The sequence below is a fragment of the Methylobacterium sp. AC832 genome, assembly GCF_979256025.1.
This window is the reverse complement of sequence record NZ_CEEDMV010000009.1, coordinates 71131-87419: the sequence shown is the minus strand read 5'-3', so window position 1 is coordinate 87419 and position 16289 is coordinate 71131. Positions and strand designations below refer to the sequence as shown.

Here is a 16289-nt window from a genome sequence, read left to right as displayed (position 1 = left end):
CAGTAGATTTTAAGAGTTCTAAAGAGGCGCTCAAGTCGATGCACGAAACGGGGAATCTGCCTCGCGCACGATTCTTTCGTGGTCGATCGAAGCCTCTCATCCCGTCCAGCGAGCTGTCATGATCGTCTGTTCCTGTAACGTGTTGTCCGACGGCGCCGTCCGCGCCTGCCTCAAGGATGGGCCTGATTGTCCGCGCACGCCGGCACAGGTCCAGGCCTGTCTCGGTTGCAGCCCGAAATGCGGTCGCTGCGCCCGGACGATCCGCTCGATCATGCAGGCGGCCCTGCAGGGTGCTCTGCAAGACGCCGTGGCGGAAGCCGGCCATGCGTGCGGAACGGGTTGCGCCAGCGCTTGTAGTTTGGTTCAATTCCAAACTGCGGAGGAGGGGATCGCCGCCTGAGGGCCTGTGCGAGGCTCCACGCTCCCCTTCATGCTCGAGAAGCTGAACGGGAGTGAGTGTTATGAAGGGTGATGTGAAGGTCGTCGAGTACCTCAATCGAGGTCTCCGCAGCGAGCTGACGGCCGTGAGCCAGTACTGGCTCCATTTCCGGATGCTGAACGACTGGGGCTACATCGACCTCGCCAAGTTCTGGCGCAAGGAATCGATCGAAGAGATGAACCATGCCGACCGGTTCATCGACCGGATCCTGTTCCTCGATGGGTTTCCGAACCTGCAGGAGCTTGATCCGCTGCGGATCGGCCAAAATATCGAAGAGATCATTGCTTCTGATCTCGCGGCCGAGACCGAGGCCCGCGCGCTTTATCTCGAAGCCGCGCAGTATTGCGATTCGATCAACGACCGCGTGTCGAAGATCCTGTTCGAGGAGCTGGCCGCCGACGAGGAGGGCCATATCGATTTCCTCGAGACCCAGCAGACCCTGATCGCTCAGATCGGCCTGCCGCTCTACGCCCAGAAGCATATCGGTGGCCTCGAGGCGATCGCTCCCGAAAAGGACTGACATCACACCAACACCCCGGAATGCAGGCGGCATTCCGAGGGGTTTCGTCGGACGATGAAGGTAAGGCCCGCGCCGGAATGGGGCGGGCCTTTTTTGCATTCAGGACATCTGCTGCGTCTGGGCGCCACTATCCGGGCGTGCCGGACCAAGAACCGGCTCTTCGCCCATGGGGGCGTTCTTGACCACGTTGAACGTACCCTTTCCGTCGAGAGACGGGCCGCTGGTCCAGCGTCCTTCGGGGAGAGGCGAATCGTCGGCGGTGGAGACGAAGAAGCTGTAGCTGTGCTTCTGGCTCTCCTCGCTCTGCGGGAAGCTGTTGGGGATTGGAAGGTTCGCTTCCATGCCGCCCATATCCTCAATGACGGCGAGCCATTGCTGCTGGTGCATCGTGTCGCGCGCGATGAGGAAGCTCCACATGTCGCGCATGCCCGGATCGTTTGTCGCGGTCATGAGGCGCACGGCGAGGGTTCGTCCCGTGGTCTCGGCGGCGACGTTGCAATACATGTCCGCCGCGAGGTTTCCGCTGGCGTAGATGTGGGACATGTCGAAGGGAACGCCGTCGCAATTGGCCGGGAAGGCGGCCATGCCGGTGGAGAGGATGTGGCGGTGGAGCATGCCTTCCACCACGTGACGCGGGTTCTCACCGTTCATCACGGCGCCGACTACCGCATCCTTCACGCCCGCTTCCTGCAGCTTGGTCGGAGCTGTCTCCAAGTTGAGGGCGACGGCGGTGGCGAGCATTTCGATATGCCCGATCTCCTCCGTCGCGGTGTTGAGGAGCATATCGCGATACTTGGTCGTCGGTCCGCGTGCGCCCCAGCCCTGGAAGAAGTACTGCATACAGACGCGGATCTCACCCTCGATCCCGCCGATGGCCTGCTGCAACATCCGCGCATAGACCGGATCGGGAGACTCGACCCGAACGGGATATTGCAGACGCTTGTCGAGATAGAACATGCTGGTCGGCCCTTTCGAGTGAGATGATGCGGCCAACGGCGGATTGACCGCCGATGGATCGCTAATTTAAGAAGTTAGTCCTATAAGCGGCCGTAAAGTCGTTCGGCCGGCCCTGGCCCAGAGGTGAATCCACCAGCCGCGACGCTGCCCGGAGCGCCAACGGTCTCCGGTCACCAAGTTGCGAGCAGATGTGACGGAGATATCGCCGGTACGGCCACGATCTCCAGAACTGCCATGGTTGTTGTAGACAAGACCATGTTGTCTTGCCGCAATCGCCCATCGTCCTGGCTTGATAAATCTCTCTGAAGCGTAGAGTTCCAGAAAATTGTCGTTGTGTCAGGCATAAGACATAGCAAAAATCGGCGTTAACCTGGATCATGCGCTGTGTTTACATAAGATAGTCGCTCCCGCGGTTCGGGCTCGTCATAGGCGTTGCTGATCCGTGACGCTTGGAGCGAGGTCGTGCTGGACCGAGGCCACTCTGCTTTGTTCTTGCGGGAAGAAGGCGAGAGGGTGCCGATCCGTCACGCATTCAGGTGCGCAGGGTCACCATGAGACCCTCGTGCCACGCATCCGCCTTCGTGGCGCCGGGCGCCTGTCGCCGGCCGGCGACGTAGCGCGCGCGGCGGCGTTGTGCGACATCGGGCGAAACGCCCATCCACCGGAGCAGGCCCTGTGCCGGGCCCCGACCGAGAGCCCGTGTGAGCAAGCTCCCCAGATCGCCGAAATCGCCCACCCTTCATCCGCTGCCGGAATCGCTCCTGACGCCGGAGCGGCGGCCGGACGATGTGGAGCAGTCGATCCGTCCGCTGAGCCTTCCCGAATTCATCGGGCAGCGCGCGGCGCGGGCAAACATGCAGATTTTCATCGAATCCGCGAAAAAGACCGGCTCGGCCCTCGATCACGTCCTGTTCGTGGGGCCGCCGGGCCTGGGCAAGACCACTCTGGCGCAGATCGTGGCCCGCGAACTCGGGGTGAATTTCCGCTCCACCTCCGGCCCGGTCATCGCCAAGGCGGGAGACCTCGCGGCGCAGCTCACCAATCTCGAGGAACGCGACGTCCTGTTCATCGACGAGATCCACCGTCTCAATCCGGCGGTGGAGGAAATCCTCTATCCGGCGATGGAGGATTACCAGCTCGACCTCATCATCGGCGAGGGGCCGGCCGCCCGCTCGGTGAAGATCGAACTCCCGAAATTCACGCTGGTGGGCGCCACCACCCGTGCCGGCCTGCTCACCACGCCGCTTCGCGATCGGTTCGGCATCCCGATCCGCCTCGAATTCTACGATGTCGACGAGCTCGAACTCATCGTCTCGCGCGGCGCGCGGGTGCTCGGCATCGGCATGTCGGCGGAGGGCGCGAACGAGATCGCCAAACGGGCGCGGGGCACGCCGCGCATCGCCGGGCGACTCCTGCGCCGGGTGCGCGACTTCGCCATCGTGGCCGACGCTCCCACCGTCACGCGGGCCATCGCCGACCGGGCGCTCCAACTCCTCGACGTGGACCCGGCCGGCCTCGACGTGATGGACCGCAAATACCTGACCATGATCGCCACCTCCTTCGGCGGCGGCCCGGTGGGAATCGAGACCATCGCGGCGGCGCTTTCCGAGCCGCGCGACGCCATCGAAGACATCATCGAACCCTTCCTCATCCAGAAGGGCTTCGTCCAGCGCACCCCGCGTGGGCGCATGCTGACCCCGCACGCCTACAAGCATATGGGCTTTGCCGTGCCCCGGCGCGATCCGGCCTCGCAGTTCGGGCTGTTCGGGTCGGAGGATCCCGATGGCTGAGGCAGCCAATGGCGTCTGCGTTCTGCTCCCCGCAAAGACAGTGCGATGACGGATGGGCAGCGTGTTTGAAGTGAGACGATGTGTGCACATCCCCTCTCCCCGTGGGCGGGAAGACGGGGGCTAACGTCGGTCCGAACAGCAAGTCCTCTGCGATAGAACCGGCCGAAAAGCGACCTCCACCCCATGAGCTCCGACCCCGCATCCTCCCCGGTCCGGATCACCCGCCGCACCGTCGTGCTCGGCCTCGGGGCAATGGCGTTGGCGGGCAGCGGCACGGCGGCCTACGGGATCGGGGTCGAGCCGATGCGTCTCGCCATCACGCACTACCGGATCACCCCGATGGCGCCGTGGCCGGCGGGACTGTCCCTGCGGATCGTCGCCGTCTCCGACGTCCATGCCTGCGATCCGTTCATGACCCCCGCGCATATTCGGCGGATCGTCGAGGCGGCCAACGGCATCGGCGGTGACGTGATCGTGCTGCTCGGCGACTACGTGAGTGGCATGGACCGGCTCGCCGGCATCGTGGACTCCGCCGATTGGGCGCCCGTCCTCGGGGCGTTGAAGGCGCCCCTCGGCACCTATGCCATCCTGGGCAATCACGATTGGTGGGCGGATCGCGCCGCCTGCGAGCGAGGGCACGGCCCGACCTTTGCCGGGGAGGCTCTGACCCGCGCCGGCATCCGCGTGCTCGAGAACGAGGCGTTGCCGCTTCGGTTGAGGGGACACGAAGTCTGGCTCGCCGGGCTCGGCGATCAACTGAGCTTCGAGCGCACATGGTGGCGTTTCGGTCTCCCCCGGAAGGGCAGCGACGACCTGCCGGCCACCCTCGCCGCCATCCCCGACGGCGCGCCCTCCATCCTCCTCGCCCACGAGCCGGACATCTTCCCGCAGGTGCCCGCCCATGTGGCCCTCACTCTCTCGGGCCATACCCATGGCGGACAGGTCCGGTTCCTTGGCTACGCCCCCGTCGTCCCCTCCCGTTATGGGCGTCGCTATGCCTATGGCCATGTGCGCGAGCAGACCGACCTCGTGGTTTCCGGTGGCCTAGGCATGAGCGGCCTGCCGGTGCGCTTCGGGGTTCCGCCAGAGATCGTGGTGGTCGACCTGTCCTCGGAGCCCATGGCATGAACCCGGTTGACGATCGGATCGGCGAGGAGACTCTGCCCTCCAGGACACAAGCGGTGAGGATCACGCGCCGGACGGTTCTCGCCGGCCTCGGCGGCATGGCCCTCGCAGGAAGTGCGACGGCGGCCTACGGCGTCTGCATCGAGCCCATGCGCCTGTCGGTGACGCGCTACGCCATCACGCCGAAGGGCCACTGGCCTGCCGGGCTGAAGCTCCGCATCGTGGCGCTGGCCGACATCCATGCCTGCGAGCCGTGGATGAGTGCTGCCCGCATCGCCGGGATCGTCGAGACCGCCAATGCGCTCGGCGGCGACCTGACGGTGCTCCTCGGCGACTACGTCACCGGGCAGAACTTCGTCACTCGCACCGTCGAGGCCGCCGAATGGGCGCCCGAACTCGGCCGCCTCAGGGCGCCGCTGGGCACCTTCGCCATCCTCGGCAATCACGATTGGTGGGAGGATCGTACGGCACAGGCACGTGGCGCCGGCCCGACCATCGCCGGTGAGGCCCTGACGCGCACGGGCATCCGCGTCCTCGACAACGAGGCGATCCGCTTGGAAAAGGACGGGCGCGGGTTCTGGCTCGCGGGTTTGGGCGACCAGCTCGCCCTCCTTCCGGGCGCCAAGCGCCACGGCCATGCCCGTATCGGGGTCGACGATCTCGACAGGACGCTCGCCGCCGTGCCGCAGGGCGCACCGACGATCCTGCTGGCGCATGAGCCGGACATCTTCCCGCAAGTGCCGGCTCATGTGGCGCTGACCCTGTCCGGCCATACCCATGGCGGGCAGGTGCGGTTGTTCGGCTATTCTCCCGTGGTTCCGTCGCGCTACGCCAACCGTTACGCCTACGGCCATGTCCGCGAGCAGGCGGATCTCGTCGTCTCCGGCGGCCTCGGCAACAGCATCGCGCCGGTTCGCTTCGGCGTTCCCCCCGAGATCGTCGTGGTCGACCTGTCCTCGGAAGCCATCGCATGACCTCTCATCGCATCGATATCCGCGTCTATTACGAGGACACCGATTTTTCCGGTTTCGTCTATCACGCCAATTACTTGCGCTACATGGAGCGCGGCCGCACCGAGCTGCTTCGTGCCCTCGCCATGGAGCAGGTCGATCTGCAGCGCGATGCCGGGTTGATCTTCGTCGTCCGGCGCATGGTGCTCGACTTCCTGAAGCCAGCGCGGATGGACGACATGCTCGCCATCATGACCACCGTCGTCGAACTGCGCGGCGCTTCGATGCCGATGATCCAGGAAGTGCGGCGCGGCGACGAGGTCCTGCTGAAGGCCGAGGTCACCGTGGCGGCGGTGCGGGATGGCCGCGCCGTGCGCCTTCCGGACAGCCTCCGCCGGGCCATGTCCCAGCGTTTCGAGAGCCCGTCGCTTTAGGCTCTCGCGGGCCGGCCTGGCTTTCCGTCGGTTAAGCGATGTGCCCAGGACAGCGAGAGGTCCGGCGAGAGAGAATCCGACGCTTCCTCATGGTTCATTAACCTTGACGGACGAGGAAGGTGCGGCGTGCATTTTGCGATGCACCCCATACTTTCGACAGATTCACCAGCGATCTGGGGAACATACCGCCCGGGTCAGGTGGAGCGCGGGAGTCGACCGCCCGGTCGACCCGGGACGAGGACGAACGCATGAATCCCGCCGATGCCATGCAGGCGCTGCCGCCGCCGGACATGAGCCTGTTCAACCTGTTCTGGCACGCCCATCTCGTGGTGAAGCTGGTGATGGTGGGCCTGCTCGGCTGCTCCGTCTGGTGCTGGGCCATCATCGTCGACAAGACCCTGCTGTTCCGCCGCACCAAGACCGAGATGGACGCGTTCGAGGAGGCGTTCTGGTCCGGCCGTTCGCTGGAAGAACTCTACCGCTCGTTCAACGACCGGCCTGCCACCAATCTCGGCGCCCTGTTCGTCGCCGCCATGCGCGAATGGAAGCGCTCGTTCGAGGGCTCCGGCCGGCAGATCCAGAGCCTGTCCCAGCGCATCGACAAAGTGCTCGACGTCACCATCCAGCGCGAGGTCGAGCGTCTTGAGTCGCGCCTGCTCTTTCTCGCCTCCATCGGTTCTGCCGGTCCCTATGTCGGGCTGTTCGGCACGGTCTGGGGCATCATGACCTCCTTCACGGCCATTGCGGCTTCGAAGAACACGTCTCTGGCCGTGGTCGCACCCGGTATCGCCGAGGCCCTGTTCGCCACTGCCATCGGCCTGTTCGCGGCCATTCCCGCGGTGCTCGCCTACAACAAGCTGCAGTCGAACGTGTCCAAGGCCCAGTCGCGGCTCGAGGGCTTCGCCGACGAGTTCTCCGCCATCCTCTCGCGTCAGATCGACGAGCGCCTGTCGCTCGCCGCCTGATCCCGACCGACAACAGAGCGAGGCACGATCATGGGCATGGCCCACGGAGCGGCGCAGGGTGGAAGCAGGCGGCGTCGTGCGCGCCGCGGCGGCGCCATCAACGAGATCAACATGACGCCGTTCATCGACGTCGTGCTCGTGCTGCTGATCGTCTTCATGGTGGCCGCGCCGATGATGACGGTGGGCGTTCCCCTTGACCTGCCGCAATCCAAGGCGAGCCCTCTCAACTCTGATTCGACGCCGGTGACCCTGTCGATCCGCCAGACCGGCCAGGTCTTCATGGGCGAGGCCGAACTCACCGACGACACCATCGTGCCGAAGCTGGTGGAGACCTCAAAATCCGGCTTCGAGGAGCGGGTCTTCGTGCGCGGCGACAAACGGGTGGATTATGGCCGCGTGGCCCAGGTGATGGCGATCGTGACCGGAGGCGGCTTCAAGAAGGTCGCCCTCGTCACCGAGCCGGACCAGAAGTAACGGGCGCGGCGGATCGTGAAGCTTCCCTCCAAATTCCGGGAACCGGGCGTCTGGGTGTCGAGCGGCGTGCATGTCGCCGTGCTCACCGTGGCGCTGATGTCCGTCGCCGCTCCCGCCCTGCCCGACGCCCAGGAGGGTGTGCCAGTGGAGGTGATGACCGAGCAGCAATTCTCGGAACTGACCAAGGGCGAGAAGAACGCCGACAAGCCGATGCCCGACGCCAAGCCCCGCGCCGACAAGGTCGCGGAGAAGGTCGAGGAGCGCGAGCCCGAGAATGCCAAGGTCGATGCGCCCGCGCCGCCGAAACGCCCGGCCGACATGAAGGTCGCCAGCGCCGAGGAGATGCCCCTGCGCATGCCCGATCACGAATCCGAGAAGGAAGCGGCAGAGGCCGCCGCCAAGGCCGAAGCGGCGAAGCTCGCCAAGGAAGCCGCCAAAGCCGAGGCCGCGAAAGCAGCAGAAGCCAAGGCTGCGGCGGAAGCTAAGGCTGAGGCTAAGGCCGCCGCCAAGGCCGAGGCTGCCAAGGCCGAGGCTGCCAAGGCGGAAGCGGCCAAGGCTGAAGCCAAGGCCGAGGCAGTGAAGGCCGCCAAGGTCGAGGCCGAGAAGCGCGAGAAACTCGCCGAGCTCATCGAGCGCCAGGAGGCCGAGGCCATCGCCAAGGCGGAAGCCGCCAAGGCCGAGAAAGCCAAGGCCCTGGCGGAAGCCAAGGCCCAGGCCGAAGCCAAAGCTCTGGCCGAGGCGAAGGCGCGGGCCGATGCGAAGGCCAAGGCCGAAGCGCTCGCCAAGGCGGAGAAGGCCGAAGCCGAGGCGGAAGCCAAGGCCGAAGCGAAGGCGAAGGCCGAGGCCGAACGTCAGCAGGCCGTCGCGGAGGCCAAAGCCGCTGCGGATGCCAAGGCCCAGGCCGAAGCGAAGGCCAGGGCAGATGCCGCCGCCAAGGCCAAGGCGAAAGCCATGGCGGATGCGCGCGCCAAGGCCGACGCGGAGGCCAAGGCGAAGAAGCAGGCCGAGCTCGCCGACAAGTTCAATTCCGGCGACATCAAGCAGCTGCTCGCCTCGCGGGCGCCCTCGCAATCCACCGGCGCTACCGGCCACGAGGTCCAGCGCACGGCCTCGCTGGGAGCCGCAAGCGGCACCTCGCAGCGTTTGTCGCCCTCCATGCGCGATTCGCTGATCGGAATGCTGACCCAGCAGATCGAGCGCTGCTACTCGGCGCCCCCCGGCGCGTCGCAGGGCGTGGTGCTGCCGATGCTCGATATCCGCCTCTCGGCCAACGGTTCGCTGAGCACCGAGCCGCGGATCATGCGCGGTGGCGCCAACGCCGTGGACCGCTCCCTCGCCGAGGCCGCGCTTCGTGCCGTGAAGCGCTGTGCACCCTACAAGATCCCGCCCCAGTTCGCGCCGTATTATGACGACTGGAAGGCGATCAACGCGGAATTCGAGTTCTCGCGGGTGTGATACAGATCGGTGATCCTTCCTTCGGATTCGTCCAATCCCTCTCCCTCAACCTGAGGTGCCGAAGCGTGAGCGAAGGCCTCGAAGGAGGCATCCAGGGCCCTCGTGCTGTCTGGAAATCTCCTTCGAGGCCCGCTGACGCGGACATCTCAGGGTGAGGTCGAGGATAGGAAGAACCGACGCTCCCAGAATCCCTGTTCAAGGTTTTCGGAATCTCTTCATGACCGACATTCTCCACCGGCGGCTCGCCTCGCCCCTGGCGTCGCTCCTCGCGGTGCTGGCCCTCGTGCTCGCCTTCGCCGTGCCCGCCCAGGCGCAGCTGAACCTGCGGATCGGCGGCGGCTCGTTCCAGCCGATGCCCATCGCGGTGGCCGATTTCTCCGGCGATCCGAGCCTTGGCCTGCTGGTGTCGAGCGTGGTCACGAACAATCTGAGGCGGTCCGGCTATTTCGTGCCCCTGGAGAAGGGGAAGTTTCCGGAGAACCCCGGATTCGATGCGGTGCCGGGCTTCGACAAGTGGCGTGCCGCCGGTGCCCAGGCTCTCATTACCGGCCGGGTCGGGCGTGATCCTTCGGGCAAGCTCAAGGTTGAATTCCGGCTCTGGGACGTGACCTCGGGCCAGCAGCTCACCGGTCAGCAATACGGCGCGGATGTCGCCAATGCGCGCCGCACCGGCCACCTCATCTCCGACGTGGTCTATACCAAGATCACCGGACTCGGCGGCTGGTTCGACAGCCGCATCGCCTTCGTCGACGAATCCGGATCGAAGGAGAACCGCCGCAAGCGCCTGATGGTGATGGACCAGGACGGCGCCAATGTTCGCGCCCTCACCAACGGCGAATCCGCCGTGGTGGCGCCGCGCTACTCGCCCTCGACGCAGGACATCGCGTTCATGACCCAGTCCACCGGCCAGCAGCCGCGTGTCCAGGTGATCAACCTCGAGACCGGCGCGCGCCAGGCCATCGGCCGGATGGATTCGATGAGCACCAGCCCGCGCTTCGCGCCGGACGGTCACCACCTCGTCATGAGCGTACAGCAGGGCGGCAACGCCGACATCGTCAAGATGGATCTCGGCTCGAAGGCGCAGACGCCGATCACCAACGGCAACGCCATCGACACCTCGCCGACCTATTCGCCGGATGGGCGGCAGATCGTCTTCGAATCGGATCGCGGCGGCTCGCAGCAGATCTACGTGATGGGCGCCGACGGCTCGAACCCGACCCGTATCTCCTTCGGCGAGGGCTCGGCCTCGCAACCGGCCTGGTCGCCCAAGGGAGACCTCATCGCCTTCACCCGCCAGCGCAAGGGCGGTTTCGCCATCTGCGTGATGAAGCCGGACGGTTCGGGCGAGCGCGTGCTCACGGAAGGCTTCCACAACGAAGGACCGACCTTCGCGCCCAATGGCCAGTACGTCCTGTTCTTCCGCGATCCCGGCGGCCAGGGCGGCGGCAAGCTCTACATGGTCGACATCACCGGCAAGGTGGAACAGCCCGTCCCGACGCCGTCCTACGCCTCCGACCCCACCTGGTCGCCGCTGCTGGCGGGGAAGTAGGGGGAGCGGCTGGCGACGATCTCGACCGGCATTCCCCCCAAGCCAAGTGCTTCCGTCGAAAGGCATTATCCCTTACCGAGCCCTTGCGTGACGGGAAAGGGATAATGCCACCACAGGACGTGGCGGGGATGCGTACCCCGGGGCTACGGCGTCCCGATCACTCCGCCGGCAGCAATCGGTCCCCCGCCTTGAGCGCCGGGAACAGGCGGCCCCACAGCACCGCCACGAGGATCGTCGCGAGCCCGCCCGCCACCACGGCGGGTACCGCGCCGACGAGGGTGGCGAGCGTGCCGGATTCGAACTCGCCGAGTTCGTTGGAGGCGCCGATGAACACCGTGTTCACTGCCGAGACCCGTCCGCGCATGGAATCGGGCGTCTCACCCTGGGCGAAGGTCTGCCGCACGTAGACGCTGATCATGTCGGCCGCCCCCGTGACGAACAGGCAGGCCATCGAGAGCGGGAGGGATGTGGACAGGCCGAACGCCGTGATGGCGACGCCGAAGACGGCCACCGCCTGCAGCATCCGCTGGCCGGCATGGCGTTCGAGGGGGCGATAGGCGAGGAGGATGGCGGTGACCACCGCACCGGCCGCTGGCATGCTTCGCAATGCGCCGAGCCCAAGGGGGCCGACATGAAGGATCTCGGCGGCGAAGATCGGCAGCAGGGCGGTCGCTCCTCCCAGCAGCACGGCCACGAGATCGAGGCTGATCGCGCCGAGCACCACCGGCTGCGAGCGGATGTAGGACAGGCCAGCCGAGAGGGTGGCCCAGGTCACGGGTGGACGCTCCATCACAGCAGCGGGGCGAAAGCGGATCGCGACCACGAGGGCGCTCGCCAGGGCGAAGCTCGCCGCCGCCGCCCCGAACACCGCCGCAGGGCCGAGCATGTAGAGAAACCCACCAGCGGCCGGGCCGAGGATCGACGCGCTCTGCCAGAGCGAGGCGTTCCAGGCGATGGCCGATCCGAACAGGGGGCGCGGCACCAGGGTCGGAAGAAGTGCCTGGAGCGCCGGGTTGGCGAAGGCGCGCGACGTGCCGATGACCACGACGAGGGCATAGATGGGCCAGATCGAACCGGTGCCGGACAGGGCGATGGCAACGAGGCCGAGATCGGCCGCGGCGAGGGTCGCATAGGCGATCGCCGTCACCAGACGCCGGTCGTAGGTATCGGCCACGTGCCCGGTGATCAGGGCGGAGAGCATCGCCGGGAGGAAGCTCGCGAGCCCCACGAGGCCGAGGGCGAGAGCCGAGCGGGTCAGGTCGTAGACGAACCATCCCACCGCCACGGCCTGCATCTGGTAGGCGAGGCCGGTGAGGAACCGTGCGGCTCCGTACAGTCGGAAATCGCCGTTGCGGAAGACCGACCAGCGGGGCGCGGCGGATGCTGTCATGAGGGATGGGCCAAGGGCGTGAAGGGAGAGCCGCACCGCATCGTCTCTACAACGCCGAGGGTGCGACAGTGATGCCGCAGCTATGCCGCATGCGAAGTGCGGCCTTGTCGAATTGCTAATCTATCGGCCGAATAATTGCTGGTCGGGACGGAGCGTCATCGGGTTGTGCCAGCATGAACCAAACTAGCCTTGGGCTGAACCCGGAAGGCCAAGCTCAGCTTCCGGCTGACGTTCAAAATATCGTGGCTTCGTCTTCACGCGGCTCGATCCGTGCGTTCCAGAGGAGCGATATTCCGCAGGTCTGTCACCTGTTCTCGCAGACGTTCCGCCTCGGCAAGACTTATCAGGCGGCCAAGCTCGCGGCCTGCCTGGAAGCGACCTATTTCGATTCGCCCGGCTATACCGAGGGCACCGGCTCCATCGTCCATCTGGATCGGAACGGGGCCGTGAACGGTTTCATGGGCGTCATCTCCATGACCATGGTCGTCGGGGAGCGGACCCTGCGCGCCGGCATTCTCAGCGCCTACATGGCCGCCGATCCCGACAACAACCCCGGCATCGGCGTCAGCCTCATCCGGGGCGTCACCGCCCGCGATTTCGACCTCCTCTTCACCGACACCGCCAACCGCACGTCCCTCGATATCGCCCGTGCCACCCGCTTCGTGATCCTGCCGGCGCAGAGCCTGGAATGGGTGAAGATCCACCGGCCCGCGGGGACGGCGGCGTATTTCCTGGGTAAGCGCCTGCCCCGGCTCGCGCGCTGGACCATCCCGATCGCCCGCGTGGCGGATAGCGTGCTCCGGCGATTCCTGCCCTTCGGCTCCCCGCGCCCCGACGGTATCGTCTCGCGCCCCATCACCGCCGCCGATTTCGCAGAGGCCGCCCGTCCCTTCCTCGCTCACTACGATCTCAAGCCGGACCCGGCCGAACTCGGCTGGTTCGTCGAACAGGCTGGTCTCCAGACCAAGTATGGTCTCCTCCAAATTCGCGAGGTGGTGGATCGGATCGGCCGCCGGATCGGGTTGTATCTCCTCTACGCCCGCCGCGACGGCGTCGCCTATGCGCTCCAGATCTTGGCACTGCCCAACCGCGAGGAACTCGTCGTCGGCCAGATGTTCGTCGATGCGGCTGAATTCGGGGCCGTGGCCGTACGCGGGGCGACCTCACCCGACCTGATGAAGGGGCTCTTCCGCCAGAAGGGCCTGCTCTATCACCACATCATGGGAACGATTGCCTGGACGCGCGATCCGGAGGTGGCGGCGACACTTCGCGGCGGTAACGTGTTTCTCGGCGGTATCGCCGGCGAGACCTGGGCGCGGATCGTCACCGAAGATTTCTCGTGACGGGGTGGCGTCCCTACGAGGCGTATTTCACCGTGCAGCCATAGGGCTTTGCAGTCTTCACGCTCACCAGTCTGCCGGCGGCGATCTCGTTGAGGGCAAGGTCCACGTAGTTCTTTGCGGTCTTGAGATCGTCGAGATTGGCGGAGGGCTTATCGTCGATGCCGCCCTGGAAGAGCAGGGTTCCGTCTCCCGAGACGATGAACATGTGCGGCGTCGTCCGGGCAGCGTAAGCCCGACCGATCGTGCCGGTTGGGTCTAGGATGACAGCGGTGGGGGAGGCGCCGCGGGTCTGTGTCAGACGGTTCGCTGCCTGCCCGTCCACCGCGCCCTGCTCGCCGGGAGCAGACGAGATGACCGACAGCCAGACGATCCCGGCCTCGGTCCACTTCTTCTGCAGGGCCTGCATCGCCTGGCCACCGTAATGCTTCATCACGAAGGGGCAATCGTGGTTGGTCCATTCGAGGACGACGGTCTTGCCCTTGTAATCCTCGAGCCGGACGGTCCGGCCATCGGCATCCGTGCCGGTGAAGAGGGGAGCGGGTTTACCCACCTGTGGGCCTGCCGCCATCGCTGCGTGCATGCACAGTGGACCGGCCAGCGCGGCGGCGATGGCGGCTCCGAGAAACATCCGGCGGGGCAGGGCCATGGCTCTCACCTTTTCGTGGTTTCCAGGGCGGCGCGCTGGTTAGCGGTATTCTCAGGGATCTTGGAGAGTTCGTCGAGGACGATTCCCGATGTCAGGATCTGCGGCAGCACGATGGGCTCGCCGGTGCCGGTATAGAGCAGGTAGAGCGGCACGCCGCTGCGGCCATGCTTCTCTAGGAGGGCGGTGATCTCTGGGTTCTGGTTGGTCCAGTCGCCCTTGAGATAGGTCACGTTACGCGCCTTGAACGCGGCCTCCACGCTCTGCGTGCGGAGCGCCGTGCGTTCGTTGACCTGGCAGGTGATGCACCAGGCCGCCGTCATGTTGACGAAGACCGGCTTGCCCTCGGCCACGAGGGAATCGAGGCGTGCCTGCGTGAACGGGGTGATACCCTCGGCCGTCGCATTCCTCATATCCGTCGAGGCCCGATCCTGGTCGAGGCCGAAGGTCAGCGCGAGCGTCGCCGCCAGGGCCGCGACGGAGGTCAGGCGGGCGAGCCCGGCGCCGATCCCGCCCGCGTGGCGGGCCCGCTCCCAGGCCCAGGCGGCGAGGCCCACGAGGACGAGGCCGATCAGCGCAGCGAGGAGCCCGGCCGACCCGACCTGTTGCGACAGCACCCAGACGAGCCAGGCCACGGTGGCGTAGATCGGGAAGGCGAGCGCCCCCTTCAACGTCTCCATCCAGGCGCCCGGACGTGGCAGGCGCCGTACAGCCGCCGGCCATGTAGTGAGGACGAGGAAGGGCAAAGCGAGGCCGAGGCCGAGGCTCGCAAACACAGTGAGGCTCACCAGCGGTGCCTGCGTGAGTGCGAACCCTACCGCAGAGCCCATGAAGGGAGCGGTGCAGGGGGTGGCCACCACTGTCGCCAGGATGCCGGTGAAGAACGAGCCTTCGAGCCCCGCCCGCCGGGTCAGCCCATCGCCGAGCCCGGCGATTCCGCCGCCCAGATGGACCACACCGGAGAGGCTGAGGCCCATCGCGAAGAGCAGGTAGGCGAGGCCCGCCACCACGAGGGGTGATTGCAGCTGGAAGCCCCAGCCGATTCCGGCGCCCGCGCCCTTGAGGGCGATGAGCAGCCCCGCCAGGGAGAGAAAGGCGGCGAGGACGCCGGCGGTATAGGCGAGACCGTGCAGGCGCACGCGGGAGGCCGGCTCGCCCGAATGCTTGACGAGGCTCAGCACCTTGATCGACAGCACGGGAAAGACGCAGGGCATCAGGTTGAGGAGGAGCCCGCCGAGGAAGGCGAGGCCGGCCGCACTCCACAGGGTCAGGCTCTCCTCCGGCGAAGTGTTTCGCGATGCGGAATCCGATGCCGTGGGGATCACCCCGGTGGGAGCGGCGGCCGGCGCCTCGCCGATGGCATAGGAGCGCTGAACCAGCCCATCGGCGGTCTGTTCCCCGAAGGTGAGGACGCCGGGAAGCTCCGCCGGGGCGGGCTCGCCGGGTGTCGCTCGCGCGAGACTGAGGCTGAACCCCTTGTCGTCGATAGTCAGGGTCTGGGGAGCGGCGTTCTCGATCGCCGTCTCGGAATAGGGGAAGAAGGCGGGGTCGCGGATCGCGTCCGGTTTCAGGTCGGGCGCGGCGGCGGTGAGAAGCAGCCTTTCGCCCTCGCTCGTCAGTTTGACCGGCCAGGGGGCCGGAATGGGGAGGGCCGCGCGGGCATCCTCGAACAGCAGGATGTTGGTGGCCGAACTGCCGGTGCTGGTTCCTGGAGCGGCCACCGGTACACTCAGCTTGAGGTCGGCAGATCCCGGAATGCATTCGCGCTCGCAGACGAGGTAGGTGAGCTTGGCCGTCAGTGTCACGGCCTTGCCGGGCGGCAGCACCGCCGGCGGGGTCACCTCGGCCAGCAGCACCGTCTCACCCTCGAAACCGAAATTCACCAGGTGAGCCACTGGAATGCGACTCGGCGTCGGCCACTGGATCGCGCCCGCCGTGAAGCCCTGCGGCAGCGACCAGGCGACTTCCGGCGAAAGACCGGAATCGCCCGGATTGCGCCAGTAGACGTGCCAGTGCGGGCGCATCACCATGCGGATACCGATGGTGAAGGGTTCCCCGGCCCGGATCGCGCCCGGCTCGGCCACGAGGTTCGCCTTGACGAGGTCGGCCGGCGGCTTGAGGCCTTGCGCCGAGGCGCCAGCCGCACCGATCAGCGCGAGGAGCAGGAGGGCGAGGAGCCGGATCATCGAAACCTTGAGGCGGAGGGGGCACCGAACATGGCACCCTGACGCCTAGATATGGCCGTTTGGTGCCGG

The 16289-nt window shown here is 66.4% G+C and carries 16 protein-coding genes; 11 read left to right on the top strand and 5 right to left on the bottom strand.

What is annotated here, in order from left to right:
- The first annotated feature begins 118 nt into the window (after nt 1–118).
- Both AC0IXR_RS22260 and bfr read left to right on the top strand, forming a co-directional pair.
- On the top strand, nt 119–400 hold the full coding sequence (locus AC0IXR_RS22260; protein ID WP_056434454.1) for a (2Fe-2S)-binding protein: 282 nt from the start codon (nt 119–121) through the stop codon (nt 398–400).
- 61 nt (nt 401–461) lie between these two features.
- Nucleotides 462–959 (top strand): bacterioferritin, encoded by a 498-nt coding sequence (bfr, locus tag AC0IXR_RS22255; protein WP_056434452.1) that lies wholly within the window; start codon nt 462–464, stop codon nt 957–959.
- 99 nt (nt 960–1058) lie between these two features.
- Here bfr and AC0IXR_RS22250 read toward each other — a convergent pair whose 3' ends face one another.
- Both AC0IXR_RS22250 and AC0IXR_RS22245 read right to left on the bottom strand, forming a co-directional pair.
- Nucleotides 1059–1916 carry a manganese catalase family protein gene (locus AC0IXR_RS22250; RefSeq protein ID WP_056434450.1) on the bottom strand — a complete coding sequence of 286 codons (858 nt, stop codon included), beginning with the start codon at nt 1914–1916 and terminating at the stop codon, nt 1059–1061.
- 532 nt (nt 1917–2448) lie between these two features.
- Nucleotides 2449–2625 (bottom strand): hypothetical protein, encoded by a 177-nt coding sequence (locus tag AC0IXR_RS22245; RefSeq protein WP_471762211.1) that lies wholly within the window; start codon nt 2623–2625, stop codon nt 2449–2451.
- Between AC0IXR_RS22245 and ruvB the strand changes: the two genes are divergently transcribed.
- The 8 genes from ruvB (at nt 2618) to tolB (ending at nt 10658) form a co-directional block, all read left to right on the top strand.
- A complete protein-coding gene (ruvB, locus tag AC0IXR_RS22240; protein WP_018041980.1) occupies nt 2618–3706 on the top strand; it encodes a Holliday junction branch migration DNA helicase RuvB in 1089 nt (362 codons plus the stop codon). The genes AC0IXR_RS22245 and ruvB overlap by 8 nt on opposite strands.
- A gap of 183 nt (nt 3707–3889) precedes the next feature.
- A complete protein-coding gene (locus AC0IXR_RS22235) occupies nt 3890–4834 on the top strand; it encodes a metallophosphoesterase (RefSeq protein WP_471762209.1) in 945 nt (314 codons plus the stop codon).
- The gene (locus AC0IXR_RS22230; protein WP_471762208.1) at nt 4831–5805 is read left to right on the top strand and encodes a metallophosphoesterase; all 975 of its coding nucleotides are present in this window, start codon (nt 4831–4833) and stop codon (nt 5803–5805) included. Before AC0IXR_RS22235 ends, AC0IXR_RS22230 begins: the two co-directional genes overlap by 4 nt.
- Nucleotides 5802–6215, top strand: coding sequence for a tol-pal system-associated acyl-CoA thioesterase (gene ybgC, locus AC0IXR_RS22225; RefSeq protein ID WP_056434442.1), 414 nt, complete (start codon nt 5802–5804; stop codon nt 6213–6215). Before AC0IXR_RS22230 ends, ybgC begins: the two co-directional genes overlap by 4 nt.
- A 248-nt stretch (nt 6216–6463) precedes the next feature.
- Nucleotides 6464–7180, top strand: coding sequence for a protein TolQ (tolQ, locus tag AC0IXR_RS22220; protein ID WP_207412235.1), 717 nt, complete (start codon nt 6464–6466; stop codon nt 7178–7180).
- A gap of 30 nt (nt 7181–7210) precedes the next feature.
- Entirely contained in the window at nt 7211–7654 is a 444-nt protein-coding gene (locus AC0IXR_RS22215; RefSeq protein ID WP_056434437.1) for an ExbD/TolR family protein, read from the top strand.
- 15 nt (nt 7655–7669) lie between these two features.
- On the top strand, nt 7670–9109 hold the full coding sequence (gene tolA / locus AC0IXR_RS22210) for a cell envelope integrity protein TolA (protein ID WP_471762206.1): 1440 nt from the start codon (nt 7670–7672) through the stop codon (nt 9107–9109).
- Nucleotides 9110–9326: 217 nt separating this feature from the next.
- Nucleotides 9327–10658 carry a Tol-Pal system beta propeller repeat protein TolB gene (gene tolB, locus AC0IXR_RS22205; RefSeq protein WP_056434433.1) on the top strand — a complete coding sequence of 444 codons (1332 nt, stop codon included), beginning with the start codon at nt 9327–9329 and terminating at the stop codon, nt 10656–10658.
- Nucleotides 10659–10815: 157 nt separating this feature from the next.
- On the opposite strand, the gene AC0IXR_RS22200 is transcribed toward tolB, so the two are convergent.
- Complete coding sequence (locus AC0IXR_RS22200; RefSeq protein ID WP_471762205.1) at nt 10816–12048, bottom strand: MFS transporter; 1233 nt, start codon at nt 12046–12048, stop codon at nt 10816–10818.
- Nucleotides 12049–12221: 173 nt separating this feature from the next.
- Here AC0IXR_RS22200 and AC0IXR_RS22195 point away from each other — a divergent pair, with 173 nt between their 5' ends.
- On the top strand, nt 12222–13391 hold the full coding sequence (locus tag AC0IXR_RS22195) for a hypothetical protein (protein WP_471762204.1): 1170 nt from the start codon (nt 12222–12224) through the stop codon (nt 13389–13391).
- Between the two features lie 13 nt (nt 13392–13404).
- Here the strand turns inward: AC0IXR_RS22195 and AC0IXR_RS22190 are convergent, their stop codons facing one another.
- On the bottom strand, nt 13405–14037 hold the full coding sequence (locus tag AC0IXR_RS22190; RefSeq protein WP_471762203.1) for a redoxin domain-containing protein: 633 nt from the start codon (nt 14035–14037) through the stop codon (nt 13405–13407).
- A gap of 5 nt (nt 14038–14042) precedes the next feature.
- On the bottom strand, nt 14043–16220 hold the full coding sequence (locus tag AC0IXR_RS22185; RefSeq protein WP_471762201.1) for a protein-disulfide reductase DsbD family protein: 2178 nt from the start codon (nt 16218–16220) through the stop codon (nt 14043–14045).
- Nucleotides 16221–16289 lie beyond the last annotated feature (69 nt).

Coding starts and splice junctions, on each gene's coding strand:
- bfr (WP_056434452.1), top strand. CDS start 462: ATGAAGGGTGATGTGAAGGTCGTCGAGTACCTCAATCGAGGTCTCCGC.
- AC0IXR_RS22185 (WP_471762201.1), bottom strand. CDS start 16,220: ATGATCCGGCTCCTCGCCCTCCTGCTCCTCGCGCTGATCGGTGCGGCT.
- AC0IXR_RS22260 (WP_056434454.1), top strand. CDS start 119: ATGATCGTCTGTTCCTGTAACGTGTTGTCCGACGGCGCCGTCCGCGCC.
- ybgC (WP_056434442.1), top strand. CDS start 5,802: ATGACCTCTCATCGCATCGATATCCGCGTCTATTACGAGGACACCGAT.
- AC0IXR_RS22230 (WP_471762208.1), top strand. CDS start 4,831: ATGAACCCGGTTGACGATCGGATCGGCGAGGAGACTCTGCCCTCCAGG.
- tolB (WP_056434433.1), top strand. CDS start 9,327: ATGACCGACATTCTCCACCGGCGGCTCGCCTCGCCCCTGGCGTCGCTC.
- AC0IXR_RS22190 (WP_471762203.1), bottom strand. CDS start 14,037: ATGGCCCTGCCCCGCCGGATGTTTCTCGGAGCCGCCATCGCCGCCGCG.
- AC0IXR_RS22200 (WP_471762205.1), bottom strand. CDS start 12,048: ATGACAGCATCCGCCGCGCCCCGCTGGTCGGTCTTCCGCAACGGCGAT.
- AC0IXR_RS22195 (WP_471762204.1), top strand. CDS start 12,222: ATGAACCAAACTAGCCTTGGGCTGAACCCGGAAGGCCAAGCTCAGCTT.
- AC0IXR_RS22235 (WP_471762209.1), top strand. CDS start 3,890: ATGAGCTCCGACCCCGCATCCTCCCCGGTCCGGATCACCCGCCGCACC.
- AC0IXR_RS22250 (WP_056434450.1), bottom strand. CDS start 1,916: ATGTTCTATCTCGACAAGCGTCTGCAATATCCCGTTCGGGTCGAGTCT.
- AC0IXR_RS22215 (WP_056434437.1), top strand. CDS start 7,211: ATGGGCATGGCCCACGGAGCGGCGCAGGGTGGAAGCAGGCGGCGTCGT.
- tolQ (WP_207412235.1), top strand. CDS start 6,464: ATGAATCCCGCCGATGCCATGCAGGCGCTGCCGCCGCCGGACATGAGC.